Annotated in this window: 9 protein-coding genes, 4 tRNA genes and 1 other RNA gene; 8 read left to right on the top strand and 6 right to left on the bottom strand. The window is 73.1% G+C overall.

All coding sequences use genetic code 11. The features are described from left to right. The first annotated feature begins 172 nt into the window (after nt 1-172). The 6 genes from ACZ6Y1_RS10165 (at nt 173) to ACZ6Y1_RS10140 (ending at nt 3,035) form a co-directional block, all read left to right on the top strand. Nucleotides 173-490: a histone-like nucleoid-structuring protein Lsr2 gene (locus ACZ6Y1_RS10165; protein ID WP_469625638.1), complete on the top strand. Its 318-nt coding sequence runs from the start codon at nt 173-175 to the stop codon at nt 488-490. Nucleotides 491-578: 88 nt separating this feature from the next. Next, nucleotides 579-650 (top strand) — tRNA-Gly (locus ACZ6Y1_RS10160). Between the two features lie 72 nt (nt 651-722). After that, nucleotides 723-795: transfer RNA gene (locus ACZ6Y1_RS10155), tRNA-Gly, on the top strand. 300 nt (nt 796-1,095) lie between these two features. Further along, nucleotides 1,096-2,331 (top strand): sensor histidine kinase, encoded by a 1,236-nt coding sequence (locus tag ACZ6Y1_RS10150; protein WP_469625636.1) that lies wholly within the window; start codon nt 1,096-1,098, stop codon nt 2,329-2,331. Beyond that, complete coding sequence (locus tag ACZ6Y1_RS10145) at nt 2,328-2,939, top strand: response regulator (protein WP_469625633.1); 612 nt, start codon at nt 2,328-2,330, stop codon at nt 2,937-2,939. Before ACZ6Y1_RS10150 ends, ACZ6Y1_RS10145 begins: the two co-directional genes overlap by 4 nt. Nucleotides 2,940-2,962: 23 nt before the next feature. Then, nucleotides 2,963-3,035: transfer RNA gene (locus tag ACZ6Y1_RS10140), tRNA-Gly, on the top strand. A 45-nt stretch (nt 3,036-3,080) separates the two neighbouring features. Here the strand turns inward: ACZ6Y1_RS10140 and ACZ6Y1_RS10135 are convergent. From ACZ6Y1_RS10135 to ffs, 6 genes are all read right to left on the bottom strand, one after another. Further along, nucleotides 3,081-3,986 carry a phosphoribosylaminoimidazolesuccinocarboxamide synthase gene (locus tag ACZ6Y1_RS10135; RefSeq protein WP_469625631.1) on the bottom strand — a complete coding sequence of 302 codons (906 nt, stop codon included), beginning with the start codon at nt 3,984-3,986 and terminating at the stop codon, nt 3,081-3,083. 98 nt (nt 3,987-4,084) lie between these two features. Further along, nucleotides 4,085-5,590 (bottom strand): N,N-dimethylformamidase beta subunit family domain-containing protein, encoded by a 1,506-nt coding sequence (locus ACZ6Y1_RS10130; protein ID WP_469625629.1) that lies wholly within the window; start codon nt 5,588-5,590, stop codon nt 4,085-4,087. 207 nt (nt 5,591-5,797) lie between these two features. Next, a complete protein-coding gene (locus tag ACZ6Y1_RS10125; RefSeq protein ID WP_469625626.1) occupies nt 5,798-7,492 on the bottom strand; it encodes a M48 family metalloprotease in 1,695 nt (564 codons plus the stop codon). Between the two features lie 297 nt (nt 7,493-7,789). Continuing rightward, on the bottom strand, nt 7,790-9,043 hold the full coding sequence (gene purD, locus ACZ6Y1_RS10120) for a phosphoribosylamine--glycine ligase (protein WP_469625624.1): 1,254 nt from the start codon (nt 9,041-9,043) through the stop codon (nt 7,790-7,792). Between the two features lie 60 nt (nt 9,044-9,103). After that, a complete protein-coding gene (locus ACZ6Y1_RS10115; RefSeq protein ID WP_469625620.1) occupies nt 9,104-11,413 on the bottom strand; it encodes a DNA polymerase III subunit gamma and tau in 2,310 nt (769 codons plus the stop codon). Nucleotides 11,414-11,478: 65 nt separating this feature from the next. After that, an RNA gene (ffs, locus tag ACZ6Y1_RS10110) (signal recognition particle sRNA small type) lies at nt 11,479-11,577 on the bottom strand. Nucleotides 11,578-11,696: 119 nt separating this feature from the next. Here ffs and ACZ6Y1_RS10105 point away from each other — a divergent pair. Together ACZ6Y1_RS10105 and ACZ6Y1_RS10100 are read left to right on the top strand one after the other, a co-directional pair. Next, nucleotides 11,697-11,781, top strand: a tRNA-Ser gene (locus tag ACZ6Y1_RS10105). A gap of 328 nt (nt 11,782-12,109) precedes the next feature. Next, on the top strand, nt 12,110-14,548 hold the full coding sequence (locus ACZ6Y1_RS10100) for a helicase C-terminal domain-containing protein (protein WP_469625618.1): 2,439 nt from the start codon (nt 12,110-12,112) through the stop codon (nt 14,546-14,548). Nucleotides 14,549-14,565: the final 17 nt, after the last annotated feature.

Genomic DNA, 14,565 nt, shown 5'->3' with positions numbered 1-14,565 from the left:
TTGCGGCGGGACACGCGGAGAGAATTAACTGGGCTTCGCAATGCAATGGGAATCGCGGTACAAAGGAATCAGCCGGGATTCTGCTTCAAAGATGCATTGCCCCAAAACATCCACACAGGCGACATCGCCGCACGTCAGCGCGCGGCACGTCGCACCGAAGGGACCGATATCCGTGGCGCAGCGCGTAGTGGTCACGCTCTCCGACGACATCGATGGCGGAGAAGCGGCGGAGACGGTCGTGTTCGCTCTGGACGGAAAGTCCTACGAGATCGACCTCAATGTGGCGAACGCAAAGAAACTGCGGAAGAGCCTGGCCCCCTTCGTGGCCGCCGGCCGCCGCCAGTCCCGCTCGGGGAAGGTGTTCAAGCACACGTCCGTCGACCCCGACCCGGCGGTCGTCCGGGCCTGGGCCCGCGCCAACCAGTTCGAGGTCCCGCCGCGCGGCCGCATCCCCAAGAAGATCTACGAGGCCTACAACGCCGCGCACTGAGGGCCGATTTGCCATCCACCCCCATCCGTCGGCTAGAGTCTGGATCACGCCGAGGGGCCAGGCCGAAAGGCAAGACCCCGAAGGTCGTGCGGGTGTAGTTCAGTAGCAGAACATCCCTCTTCCAGAGGGAAGGCGCAGTGTGCGATCCCTGTCACCCGCTCTGTATCGCTTTCCGACCACCTCGGTGGATCGGGTAGAGTGATGCACGTACTGCCCCGGCAGTGCACTGCATGCGGACGTAGCTCAGTTGGTAGAGCACCACCTTGCCAAGGTGGATGTCGCGCGTTCGAGTCGCGTCGTCCGCTCTGTATGCAGAAGGCCCCGATCATTGCGATCGGGGCCTTCTTCGTATGTCCGCCGCTCGGCGAAAGCGCGCGGCCGCCCTGACAAATGTCATGCCGGGCCGTGACAGCGCGCACTGCCGGGCCCGTACGGGCGCCACCAGGCTTGGACCATGACCACCGACACCGTGTTCCGGGCCTCCTTCGGCATGCCGGGCTCGCCCTCGCGCGGGGGCGCTGGCCCGGACCGTGATCACCGTGTTTGCTGTCCAGCGGTGGTTCCGCCGGGAACCGCGGCGCTGACGCTGATCGGGGGACGGGAACGTGTCGAAGCTGACCGGGTGGTGGAAGAACCGCAGCAGTGCGGGGAAGGTCGAGCTGTACACGCGCTGGTCCTTCCACTTCTTCGTGCTCCTGGAGATCGTCTCCTTCGGGCTGGCCGGCTTCACGGTCCAGAACAACCACACCCCCCGGTCCCTGGCGCTCACGGCCTTCCTGGTGGTCTGCGCCCACTCCGTCATCGTCGGCTTCCTCTCCTCCAGGGCCCTGGACTTCGTCTCCGGCCGCCGTGAGCGGCCGGTCGGGCTCGCGGCACTCGTGACGGCCCTCACCGCCGCAGCCGTTCTGCTCTTCCTCCTCCTGCGCCGGTTCGGCGCGCTCGACGAGTCCGCCGCGCCGGGGCTGGTGGTGGGGGTGAGCTGCTTCGGCTGCGGATCCCTCGCCCTCGCCATGGAGAAGGTCCGGCACATGAAGTACGTTCCCCCGCTCGCGGCCGCCGGGACCACGGTGGTCGTCGCCGCGCTCGGCCTGGAACTCGAAGAGGTCATCGGGTACTTCGTCGTGGTCCTGGTGTCCTGCGCCTTCCTCACCTTCACCTGCGGGTTCTCCGGCTGGCTGCTGCGCACCGTCTACGAACTCGACCGCGCCCGGGAGGTCCAGGCACAGCTCGCGGTGGCCGAGGAGCGGCTGCGCTTCGGGCGGGACCTGCACGACGTGATGGGCCGCAACCTCGCGGTGATCGCGCTCAAGAGCGAACTGGCGGTGCAGCTGGCCCGGCGTGAACGGCCCGAGGCCGTGGACCAGATGATCGAGGTCCAGCGCATCGCGCGGGAATCGCAGCGCGAGGTCCGGGACGTCGTACGCGGCTACCGGGAGGCGGACCTCGAAGTGGAGCTGGAGGGCGCCCGCGGAGTGCTGACCGCCGCCGGAATGGACTGCCGGGTCGACTTCGAGGCCGACCGCCCGCTCCCCGCCGAGGTGCAGTCCGCGCTCGGCTGGGTGGTGCGAGAGGCGACGACGAACGTGCTGCGGCACGGTGACGCGCAGAGCTGCGTGATCCGGCTCACCGCGCCCGCGGAGGGCTGCGTGACCCTGGTGGTGGAGAACGACGGGGCCCCCGAGGTCCCCGCGGGGCCGCCCGGATCGGGACTGGCGGGGCTGCGCGAGCGGCTCGCCGTCCTCGACGGGACCCTGCGGGCGGGGCCCCTGGACGGCGGCCGGTTCCGGCTGCGCGCCGAGATACCCGGACCGCGGTCCGAACGACTGGAGGCGTGGGCATGAGTCCCGTACGCGTACTGCTCGCCGACGACGAGCACCTGATCCGGGGCGCGCTGGCGGCGCTGCTCTCGCTGGAGGACGACCTGCTGGTCGTCGCCGAGGCGGCCTCGGGACCCGAGGCGCTCGCCATGGCGCGGGCCCACCGGCCGGACGTGGCGGTGCTCGACCTGCAGATGCCTGGGGCGGACGGTGTGAGTGTCGCCACAACCCTGCGGGCCGAACTGCCCGACTGCAAGGTCATGATCGTGACCAGTCACGGCCGCCCGGGACACCTGAAGCGGGCCCTCGCGGCGGGGGTGCGGGCCTTCACCCCGAAGACCGTTTCGGCGCAGCGGCTGGCCGAGCTGATCCGGACCGTGCACGGGGGAGGGCGTTACGTGGACCCGGAGTTGGCGGCCGACGCGATCAGCGCGGGGGACTCGCCGCTGACCGCCCGGGAGGCCGAGGTGCTGGAGCTGGCGGCGGACGGCGCGCCGATCGCGGAGATCGCGGAGCGCGCCTCGCTGTCCCAGGGGACGGTCCGGAACTACCTGTCCTCGGCGGCCACGAAACTGGGTGCGGAGAACCGGCACACCGCAGTGCGTCTCGCACGGCGCCGAGGTTGGGTATAGTTGCTCTCGCGCCACGGCGCAGTGCGGACATAGCTCAGTTGGTAGAGCACCACCTTGCCAAGGTGGATGTCGCGCGTTCGAGTCGCGTTGTCCGCTCAGAACGAAGAAGGCCCCGATCTCCGATCGGGGCCTTCTTCGTCGTCAGGACCAGTTCTGGCCGGTCAGGCGCTCGTACGCCTCGATGTACTTGGCGCGGGTCCGGGCGACGACCTGCGCCGGGAGGGCCGGCGGCGGCAGTTCGCCCTTCGGGTCCCAGCCGGAGGCCGGGGAGGCCAGCCAGTCGCGGACGTACTGCTTGTCGAACGAGGGCTGCGAGCGGCCCGGCTCCCACTGGTCCGCGGGCCAGAAGCGGGAGGAGTCCGGGGTCAGCACCTCGTCGGCGGCGACGAGGGTGCCGTCCGCGGGGTCGAAGCCGAACTCGAACTTGGTGTCGGCCAGGATGATCCCGCGCTCGCGGGCGTTGTCGCGGGCGCGGCTGTACACGGCCAGGGTGGTCTGGCGCAGCAGCGCGGCCGTCTCGGCACCGGTGGTGCGCGCGACCTCCTCGTACGAGACGTTCTCGTCGTGCTCGCCGACCTCGGCCTTGGCGGCCGGGGTGAAGATGGGGCCGGGCAGCTCGGAGCCGTCCACGAGGCCCTCGGGGAGGCCGAGACCGCAGACCGTACGGGTCTGCACGTACTCGGCGAGGCCGGAGCCGGTGAGGTAGCCGCGGGCCACGCACTCGACGGGGACCATGTCGAGGTTCTTGCAGATCAGGGTGCGGCCGGCCCAGTCGTCGGGGGCGCCGGCGGGCAGGTCGGTGGAGATGACGTGGTTGGGGACGAGGTCCGCGAGCTGGTCGAACCACCACAGGGACAGCTGCGTGAGCACGCGTCCCTTGTCCGGGATCTCGGTCGGCAGGACCCAGTCGAAGGCGGACAGGCGGTCACTGGCGACCATGACGAGACGGCCGTCCTCGTCGCGGTAGAGGTCTCGCACCTTCCCGGTGTGGAGGTGGACGAGGCCGGGCACCTGCGCCGGCTCAGGTTTTTCGACGAATCCGGACACGGGGTCTCCCTGTGGTTCTGTACGAGCGCGGGTCCATTCTGGCGCACCGGGACCCGCTTCCCGGCCAGGGGGGTGTGTGACCAGGGGTGTCCCGCGGCTCAGTCCCTCTTGCAGATGCGGTCGAGGAGATTGGCGGTGGCCCGCTGCACCCGCTCGTCCACGTGCCCGGGGCGGTCCAGGGCGGGGGACCAGGCGAAGGTGCCGGAGGCGAAGACCAGGGCGCCGCTGGGGGCCCGGTACAGGGAGGTCTCCTGGTGGCGGCGGTGGCCCTCGGTGTCGAGGTACGGGGAGTGCGCGAGGAGGATCCGGTCCTGGTGCTGGGGGAGCTGGGTGCGCGGGAAGTAGCGGTCGGCCTCGCCCGCGACCAGGCCGGGCAGCTCGTCGTTCTCCCCGGCTCCGGTGGAGTCCCAGAGCCAGTGCGAGGCGTTGCGGACGATCAGGGGTGCGGGCTCGGGGACCCGGCCCGCGTACTGGATGCCGAGCAACTGCTGCTCCGGGCGGTCCACTTCACGCCAGAGGCTGGGGCGGCCGGGGCCGCGGCGTTTTCGGCACGTGAGGAGCCGGTCCTCGGTCCCGGAGGGGGAGGGGGCCAGCTCGACCTGCCAGTACATGGTGTTGGCGGAGAGGAAGACGAGCGAGGTGCCGTTGTCACGGGCGCGCTCGACGGTGCGGCGCATGGGGCCCGACCAGTACTCGTCGTGGCCGGGGAAGACCAGGCCGCGGTAGCGGCTGGGGTCGACGCGGCCGGCGTGCAGGTCGCGGGTGTCGGCGTAGGCGAGGTCGTAGCCGTAGCGCTCGGCCCAGCGGATGAAGTCGTAGGCGTGGCCGACGTGGAGGGGCAGGCCGGCGCCCGCGTAGGGGCGGTCGAAGGACACGGTGATGGCCGCGTCCTGCTCGCCGAGCAGGCGGCCCTCGTCGTCCCAGGCGTGGTAGAGGCTGGCGCCGGTGCGGCCGTCCTCGGGGTAGAGGTTGTAGGCCTGCCAGGTGATGTCGGGGAGCAGCAGGAGCAGGTCGGCGGGGTGGTCGTCGCGGACCGTGAAAGGGATGTGGGAGCGGTAGCCGTCGGCGGTGGTGAGGACGGCCACATAGGCGCCGATGCTCCAGTAGGAGGGCACCTGGAGGCGCCAGGACAGCCACCAGTGGTGGCAGGAGACCGTGCGGTCGGCGGTGAGCGGGGCCGGCTGGACGATGCCGGAGAGCCGCGGGCTGGTGGTGATCTTGGAGGCGCCGTCCCCGCCGTAGTGCCCGATCCGGTAGACGTCGACGGAGAACTGCTGGGGCGGGTCGACGGTGATGTGGAAGTCGATGGCCTCGCCGGGGGCGACGGCTCCGGTGGAGGCGAAGCCCTTGATCTGGCGGTGCACGTCGTCTGCGGTCAGGGGGCCGCCGGCGCCCCGGGCGCGGGGGATCCGGCCGGTGCCGCTGCCCGCGGCCGCCCCGGCCACCGCGGCGGCCGGGTCCACGTACCAGGGGACGACCTGGCCGGTGTCGTCGAAGTAGAGCTCACTCCCCCGGAACCAGGGCAGGGGGCCCTGCCCGAAGGGGTCGTTCACCGCGTGCGCGAGCGCACCTGACTCCCAGCGACGGATCTGGTCCGCACCCATGTAACCGCTCCCCTCCCTCGCTCCCCCGGACTTGTCTGCGTCGAGCCGGTCCCAGCACATCACATAACGCACTCAGTCCGTCACCGTTCGTCGCGAATTGACGTGAACGGAACATTCGGATCCGCTTGTGTGTACGACCCGTAACCCGGCGGGTGAGCCGGCGCCCGGTGGCAGAACCCGGTGTGAGAGCCCTCGGACGGAAGTGCTTCAGACGAGCCGGACGGGCTTCTCGGTACGCACGCCGAACTCCGCGAGCCAGCTCCGCAGGGGCTCCGGGTCCCCGTCCTCGACCAGGCACAGCACGAGCGGTGCCAGGTCGGTGCAGCGGGCCCCGCCGACGAGCAGTACCGGGCCGTCCAGCCAGTCGAGTCCGGGAGCGGCCCCCGCCGAGTCCACGGCGGCGCAGCACACCATCGCGGTGACGTGGTCGGCCAGCAGGTCCCGCCCGGTGCGCGGCGGCTGGAGCGGGAAGAGCGGTACGCAGTCCCCCCCGCGCTCCTTGGCGGTGCGGGGGCGTCCGGCCCCGGCGGCCCGCTCCTCGCGCGCCAGGTCCCCGCTGAGCCGCCCGGCCAGCGCCTCACCGGCCGCGCCACTGCCGGAGGGATCGGTGAGGTGGCCGAGCACGCGCTCCAGGGTCGGCCCGGCGAAGCCGTCCGCGGAGGGCGCCGCAGGGACGGACGCGGCGGCCCCGACGGCGGCGGGACCCGGGCGGGCCGGGACGGCCAGGGCGTCCAGCGCGGCGTGCAGGCGGGACGCCTCCGTGCGCCACTTGCGGTCCACGACCTCCTCCGGATACTCCGCCCAGTCCACCGGGGACCAGTCGGGCCCGGCCTCGGCGGGGCCGCCGTGGAAGAGCCGGGCGGCCAGCAGCGAGGCCGCCTCGTCGACGACGCCCGGGCGCTCCAGCAGGTCGCAGGCGGGGCGCTCGCCGAGCCGGGAGGTGAACCCGTCGGCCAGCCGGTCGCGCCGGGACAGCTCGGTCAGCGCGGACACCACTCCGGCGTCGAGGTGCGCGGGCCAGCGGCCCATCCGCCAGGCGGGCAGCGCGACCCGGGTCAGCAGCCGGTCCCAGCCCGCGTAGGCGAGGCCGACCTGCTCCTGGGCGACGATGCGCAGCCCGTAGTCCACACCCTGTGCGCGCTCCGAGGCGGCCGCGGCCACCCCGCGCTCCATCTCGGCGGCGTCGACCCGGCACAGCCGCAGCAGCAGCCGGGCGGGGGCGGCGATCCAGCCGAGGCCACGCCGGTTGCCCACGTCCACGGCCGCGTCCAGCCCGCGTACGAAGCCCCGGGCGTCGGCTATGTCGGGGTGGGCGGAAGGGCCCGTGCCGGCGACGACCGGCGCGAGGACGGCCCGCAGCTCGGCGACCCGCATCCACCACAGGAAGGGTGAACCGATCACCAGCACGGGGGCGGCGCCCGGCTCCGTCTCCGGGCCGGCGGCTCCGGCGATCCCGGCGGAGGCACGGGCGGCGCTCCTGCGGTGGGCCGCGTGGGAGCGGTCCTCCAGCCAGCTGTCGCAGTCCGGGGTCAGGGCTATCGCGGAGGGCGCCGGGACGTCCATCCGGTCGGCCAGGTCCCGCACGAGCCGGTAGAGGTCGGGAGCGGACTGCTCCGGGAGCGGCACGGTGGGCGTCACTGCGGGGCCCGCCCTCAGCACGACCGCGGCGAAGATCCCGCCGACGAGCAGCACCAGGGCGGCGACCGCGCAGACGACGAGGGTCACCACGGGCCAGGGGTCACCGGCCAGCCGGCCCGTCACTCGGGCGCTGACCAGCACCACCGCGAGGGCGGCGGGCAGCAGCCCGAGGGCCAGGGCCGTACTGCGCACGCGCAGCACGGCCAGGGCTCGGGAACGCGCGGACGGCGCGCTCACTTCCACGATCGAACCGGTTCCGGACACGACCGGACCTCACCCCCTCTGCCCTGCGGCGACGTTGCTCACTCCCCCACTGTGACACCCGCCACTGACATCGCAATGCCGGTGGGCCAAGTGCCGGAATGCTTGGCCTCGCACCCTAGTTGGGGCTCGTCCGGGCGTCAGGCAGACCGGGTGAGATCACCCGATGGAATGGCTTTGGGTAAAGCTGGGTGCGTTCGAACGCGGCCGGATGCACTCGCACGCGGACACGCCCGCGGGCCCGGGCGCGGGGTGTGCGCACCGGGCCCGCGGGTCCGCGTAGCCACTGGTCGGGCGGGCTCAGCCGCCCTGGGCCGCCTTGGCGGCGATGTCCGTGCGGTGCTGCGATCCGTCCAGCCGGATCCGCGCGACGGCCTTATACGCCTTCTCACGGGCCTGCGCCAGGTCGGAACCGGTCGCCGTCACCGACAGGACGCGGCCGCCCGCGCTGACCACCGCGTCGCCCTCGCGGCGGGTGCCGGCGTGCAGCACGTACGCGTCGGGCCCGTCCTCGGCGGCCACCTCGGCGAGGCCCTCGATCGGGTCCCCGGTGCGGGGGGTGTCCGGGTAGTTGTGGGAGGCGATGACCACCGTGACGGCTGCGTCCTCGCTCCAGCGGAGCTCGGCCTGCTGGTCCAGGGTGCCGTTGGCCGCGTTCAGCAGCACGCCCGCGAGCGGGGTGCGCAGCCGGGCCAGGACCACCTGGGTCTCGGGGTCCCCGAAGCGGGCGTTGAACTCGATGACCCGTACGCCGCGGCTCGTGAGCGCGAGACCCGCGTACAGCAGGCCGGAGAACGGGGTGCCGCGGCGGCGGAGCTCGTCGACGGTCGGCTGGAGCACGCTCGCCATGACCTCCTCGACCAGCTTCGGGTCGGCCCAGGGCAGCGGGGAGTAGGCGCCCATGCCGCCGGTGTTGGGGCCCTCGTCGCCGTCGAGCGCGCGCTTGAAGTCCTGCGCCGGCTGGAGCGGGAGCACGGTGACGCCGTCGGTGATGGCGAAGAGGGAGACCTCGGGTCCGTCGAGGTACTCCTCGATGACGACGCGGTCGCAGGCCAGCGCGTGGTCGCGGGCGGCGGCGAGGTCCTCCGTGACCACGACGCCCTTGCCGGCCGCGAGGCCGTCGTCCTTGACCACGTACGGGGCGCCGAAGGCGTCCAGGGCCGCGTCCACCTCGTCCGGGGTGGTGCACAGGTAGCTGCGCGCGGTCGGAACGCCGGCCGCGGCCATGACGTCCTTCGCGAAGGCCTTGGAGCCCTCGAGCTGCGCGGCCTCGCCGGAGGGGCCGAAGACGGGGATGCCGGCCGCGCGGACGGCGTCGCCGACTCCGGCGACCAGCGGGGCCTCCGGGCCGACGACGACCAGGGCCGCGTCGAGCTCGGTGGCGAGGCGCGCCACGGCGTCGCCGTCGAGGGGGTCGACGTCCCGCAGCTCGGCCACATCCGCGATCCCCGCGTTACCGGGGGCGCAGTACAGAGCGGAGACGTCGGGGTCGAGGGACAGAGAGCGGCACAGGGCATGTTCGCGGGCGCCGCCGCCGATGACGAGGACCTTCACGCCATGAAGCGTAGCCCGCGCTCCGGATTCCCTTTCGTGCGGCCACCCAATGGGACGGTCCTACTCGTTCGTGTATTCCTCCACAACGGTGGCCCCGAGCTCGCGCACGATGAGGTCGTGTCCGGTCAGCGCGCTCTCGACGAGGTCCGGGTCGTCGTCCTCCGCGAAGTCGTCCTCGGGGGCGACCGGCGGGGGCGCCTGCTGCGCGGGCGGCTGCTGCGCGGGGGCCGACGGCTGCGCCGACTGCTGGGGCGGCTGGTACTGCGGCTGCTGCGCGGCGGGGGGCTGCGGGGCCTGCGCCGGCGCCTGGGCCTGGTACGGAGCCTGGGCCTGCGGGGCGGGCGGCTGGCTGTAGGCGGGCGGGGGCGGGGCCGCGTACCCGCTCTGGGGGGCCTGCTGGCCACCGCCGACCACGGCGTCGATCTTCCAGTGGACCTGGAACTGCTCGGCCAGGACCGACTTGAGCACGTCCTCGCTGCCGCTGCTCGCGAAGTTGTCGCGGGCTCCGGGGTTGGGGAAGCCGAGCTGGAGGGTGGTTCCGTCGAAGCCGGTGACCTGGGCGTTCTGGCTGAGCAGGATCCAGGTGAAGCGGCGGCGGTTCTTGACGGCCTCCAGGATGCCCGGCCACATCGCCTGGACCTGGCCGGCTCCGGCGGCCATCCCGGGGGACGGCGCGGCAGCGGGGGCGGGGGCGGCGGCAGGCTGTGCGGGCGCGGGGGCCCCCTGGCCGGGCGCGGCCGCGGGGGCCCCCTGGCCGGGCGCGGCCGCACTCGGCCAGGCACCGGCGGTGGCACCGCCGCCCGCTCCGGGCCAGGCGCCCGGGGCGGGGGCCGCGGGGGCGGCCGGGGGCTGCGCCGCCGCGGGGACGCCCTGCCCGGGCGCGGCCGCGGTCGGCCAGGCCCCGGCGGCGGGGGCCGCGGCGGGCGGCGCCGCCGGCTCGGGCGCCCGTACGGGCTCGGGAACCACGACGGGCGGGGCGACGGCCGGCACGGGCGGCGGGACCGGAGCCGCAGCCGGGACCTGCCCCTGGCCCGGGCCCTGGCCCTGGCCCTGGGCCGGTGCCTGCGCCTGTACGGCGGCACGCGCGGCGGCGACGCCCCCGCCCGGGCCGACGGGCGCCATGCCGTGGGCCTCGGGCGCGGAAACGTAACCCATGGCGGGAGACACCGCGGGCGGCATGCCCTGCGGCGGCCCCGCGGCGAAGGCGGCGGCCCCGCTGCGCTCCAGACGGTCGAGCCGGGCCTGGAAGGACCGCTCGTCACCGAAGGCCGCCGGCAGCAGCACACGGGCGCAGATCAGCTCCAGCTGCAGCCGGGGCGCGGTCGCACCCCGCATCTCGGTCAGGCCGGCGTTGACCAGATCGGCGGCGCGCGAAAGCTCCGCGGCCCCGAAGACGGACGCCTGGGCCTGCATCCGCTCCACGACATCGGCGGGGGCGTCGATCAGCCCCTTCTCCCCGGCGTCGGGCACGGCGGCCAGGATCACGAGGTCGCGCAGCCGCTCCAGCAGGTCGGAGACGAACCGCCGGGGGTCGTTCCCGCCCTCCACCACCCGGTCGACGACCTCGAAGGCGGCCGCGCCGTCCCCCGACGCGAACGCGTCGATGACGGAGTCGAGCAGCGCGCCCTCGGTGTAGCCGAGCAGGGAGGTGGCCATGGCATACGTCACACCCTCCTCACCCGCACCGGCCAGCAGCTGGTCCATGACGGACATCGAGTCACGTACGGATCCCGCGCCGGCCCGCACGACGAGTGGCAGCACGCCTTCCTCGACCTGGGCACCCTCGCGCCCGCAGACCTCACCGAGGTAGTCCCGAAGCGTCCCGGGCGGCACGAGCCGGAAGGGGTAGTGGTGCGTCCTGGACCGGATGGTCCCGATGACCTTCTCGGGCTCGGTGGTGGCGAAGATGAACTTGAGGTGCTCCGGCGGCTCCTCGACGACCTTCAGCAGGGCGTTGAAGCCCGCCGAGGTGACCATGTGGGCCTCGTCGATGATGTAGATCTTGTACCGGCTGGACGCGGGCCCGAAGAAGGCCTTTTCCCGCAGGTCACGGGCATCGTCGACGCCACCGTGGGAGGCGGCGTCGATCTCGATGACGTCGATGGACCCCGGCCCGTTCCTGGCGAGGTCGCGGCAGGACTGGCACTCCCCGCACGGGTCCGGAGTGGGACCCTGCTCACAGTTCAGGCACCTGGCGAGGATGCGCGCGCTGGTCGTCTTTCCACAGCCGCGCGGCCCGCTGAACAGGTACGCGTGATTGACCCGGTTGTTCCGCAGGGCCTGCATCAGCGGGGCAGTGACATGCTCCTGCCCGATGACCTCGGCGAACGACTCGGGGCGATAGCGGCGGTACAGCGCAAGGGACGACACGTCTACGAGGTTATCCGGGCCCGCCGACAACAGCGGCCCGCCGGCGCCCCCGGACCCGCCCCGGAACGCAAAGCGCCCCCCACGCACCCGCCAGAGCCCACTTACCCTTGCTGCCTTCCGGCCCTGGGGGAGTTGGGTGAGATAGCGCCGCGTGAGGGGCTGCGCCCACCCTAGCGGATGGAGCCCCCCGGAATCGAGCCGGACCCCGGCCGGACCCCCACCTGCCGCTCCGCCCGACGATCAAGTTCGCGAGCACCCCTCAACGTCTTGTATTGTTTGCGGCGGAGGATTCGCCTAGTGGCCTAGGGCGCACGCTTGGAAAGCGTGTTGGGGGCAACCCCTCACGAGTTCGAATCTCGTATCCTCCGCACTCGCCCGCAAGGGCAGCCGAAGGACCCGACCGCACTGCGGCCGGGTCCTTCGTCGTTCCGCGGTCTTGTGCTCCGTTCTCATTCACGTCGGCGAAAACCGGCTGGTGATCACCAGAAGCCGGGCCGGCTGGTCTCGGTCCGGGTCCCGTTTCGGGTAACCGGGTAGCCCTGCTCCCGCCGTACCGCGGCGCCCCACCGGATGTCGGCGCCCGCCAAGAGGGAGTTCTGTCCCGTACGGCATCCGCGGATCCCAGCGGCAGGACATCCTTGAACCCGCGGCGAGTCGGCACGCTGCCCCGGTCCCCATCCCGCGAGGTGCGACAGCATGAAGTCCCGATCGACGCTGGCGACATGGCTGAGCGGCCTCGACGGCTGCCGTCTGGCACACGTGCTGGAGACGCGGAGGGACGCCGCGGCCGCTCCGGAGCCGCGCTCGGTGGGGGAACTGGCCGATCGTCTGCAGCGCCCGGGATCGGTGGCCCTTGCCCTGCCGCGGCTCGCGCTGCCGCAGCTCCAGGTGGCAGAAGCGCTTGCGGCGCTCGGTGCGTCCGCGTCGCCCGATGCCCTGGCGGAACTGCTGGGAGCAGCGGACGACGAGAGCACCCGCGAGCTGGAGGCCGTACTGGAGGCCCTGGCCGATCATGCTCTGGTCTGGCCGGACGGCACGGGCAAGCTCCGCATGGCCGCCCCGCTGCGGCAGGCGTGGGACGCGCCGCTGGGACTGGATGCCCCGCTGGAGGAACTCCTCGCGGGCACGACCTCCGACGAGCTGCGCGGAATGCTGGCGGCACTGGGCGTGAAGCCGCCGGGCAACAGGTCTCAGCGGCTGGCCGCGCTCGTGGAACACCACAGCGACCCGGAGCGGATCCTCTCCGTGGCCGCCAAAGCCCCTGCGGCGACCCGGAAGCTGCTCGAAGGGAGAGCGGGGGCAGGGCCCGCGAGGCCGGCGCGGTTCATCATGTTCGGGACTCCGGGCCCTGATACCGAACCGGGCGCTCGATGGGCACTGGAGCGGGGGTTCCTGATCCAGGACCGTCACCGCTACGGCCCGGCCCGCATGCCCGCCGAGGTGGCGCTCGCACTGCGGGGACTCGGCTGGCACGCCCCGTTCCAGCCCGTGCCGCCTGCCGTTGCATTGGCGCCCGTTACCCCGAGGGAGGTCGACCGCGAGGCGTCGGCCGCCGCCTCGGCGTTCGCCGCCGGTGCCGCCTCGGTGCTGGCGGCGTGCTCGGCAACCGCGCCGGCCCGGCTGAAGTCCGGCGGGATCGGTGCGCGGGAACTGGCACGGATCGGCAAGGCCGCCCAGGCCGACGACGCCGTCGTACGCCTCACTCTGGAGGCCGCGTACGCCGCCGGCCTGCTCGCCCGGGACGGCGATCGGGTGGCACCCACGGAGGCTTACGACACCTGGGCGGAACAGGAACCCCCGGAGCAGTTCGCCGTACTGCTGCAGGCATGGCAGAACCTGCCGCTGACCCCCACCCAGGCGCGCGACGAGGAGAACAAGGCGCTTGCCGCCCTGGCCGGCGCACCGCCCTGCAACGGCTGCGTGCAGGCCCGCCACGGGCTGCTGGCCTCAGCGGCGCGGCTCCCGGCAGGGCAGGGCGTCCGGGTCGCAGCGGATCTGGGGCCGCTGATCGCCTGGCACCGCCCCCTCGCCGACTCACTGCCCCAGGACGCAACGCCGTTCGCCACCGTGGCCCGGGAGGCCGAACTCCTGGGCGTCCTCGCGCGCGGCTCCCTGTCCGCCATCGGGATCCACCTGCGGACCGGCGACACGGAGGGGCTGGGCGTCGAATGCCGGCGGCTGCTGCCCTCGGCCACCACGACGGCCCGGATCGGCGCCGACCTCACCGCCGTCGTCACCGGCACACCCTCCGCGCGGCTGGCCGCCCTCCTGGACTCCGTCGCCGACCGGGAGACCAGCGGCACCGCGTCGGTGTGGCGGTTCGGCGCCGACAGCGTCCGCCGCGCGCTGGACGCCGGACGCACCCCCGAGGACATCACAGCCGGCCTGGCCGCCGTCGCTGCCGGGCCACTGCCACAGCCTCTGTCGTACCTGATCGCCGACACCGCACGCGGCCACGGGCGGGTACGCATCGCTCCCGCCGCCTGCGTCCTCCACGGCGACGAGCCCGCGCTCCTGGCCGAACTCGCCGCCCACCGCACGCTGGCCAAGCTCGGACTACGACAGCTGGCGCCGACCGTGCTGATCAGCAGCAGCCCGCTCGGCACGACCCTGGCCGCGCTCAGGGCCGAGGGATACGCCCCCGTAGCCGAGACCGACCAGGGAACGGTTCGCATCGAGAAGACCCGGCCTCGGCGGGCGACCGCTCCCGTTCCGGCTCCGCGCGGCTCCCGGGTGAGGAGCGGCGGCCCGACCTCTGCCAAGAGCACGCTGCAGGAATCCGCCTCCCCCGACCCGAGTACGTTGGCGACCCGGCTGCTGGCCGCCCCCGCCACGACTCCCGAACCGGCGCCCTTCGACGGAGGAGTGCCCTTCGCCACGGACACCGAGGAGACCGTCGCACGGTGGGCGAAACGTCTGCCGTACAGCGACATCCGCCAGCTCGCTCATGCCGTGGACGCGGGTCAGGCCATCACCGTCGAGTACGTCGCCTCCTCGGGCAACCGGACCGTACGCACCCTCAGCGGCCTCGAACTCGATCCCCCGTACCTCGAAGCCTGGTGCCACCTGCGCGAAGCCGAGCGCGTCTTCACCCTTTCCCGCATCCACAGCGTCATGAGCGTGGCACCCGAATAGGCTCCTGAACTCCCCGC

Source organism: Streptomyces sp. NPDC053432, assembly GCF_055585365.1.
This window is presented reverse-complemented; position numbering and strand designations above follow the sequence as displayed.

Excerpts from the sequence above, each read along its gene's own strand:
- ACZ6Y1_RS10145 (WP_469625633.1), top strand. The coding sequence starts at position 2,328 with ATGAGTCCCGTACGCGTACTGCTCGCCGACGACGAGCACCTGATCCGG.
- ACZ6Y1_RS10130 (WP_469625629.1), bottom strand. The coding sequence starts at position 5,590 with ATGGGTGCGGACCAGATCCGTCGCTGGGAGTCAGGTGCGCTCGCGCAC.
- ACZ6Y1_RS10100 (WP_469625618.1), top strand. The coding sequence starts at position 12,110 with ATGAAGTCCCGATCGACGCTGGCGACATGGCTGAGCGGCCTCGACGGC.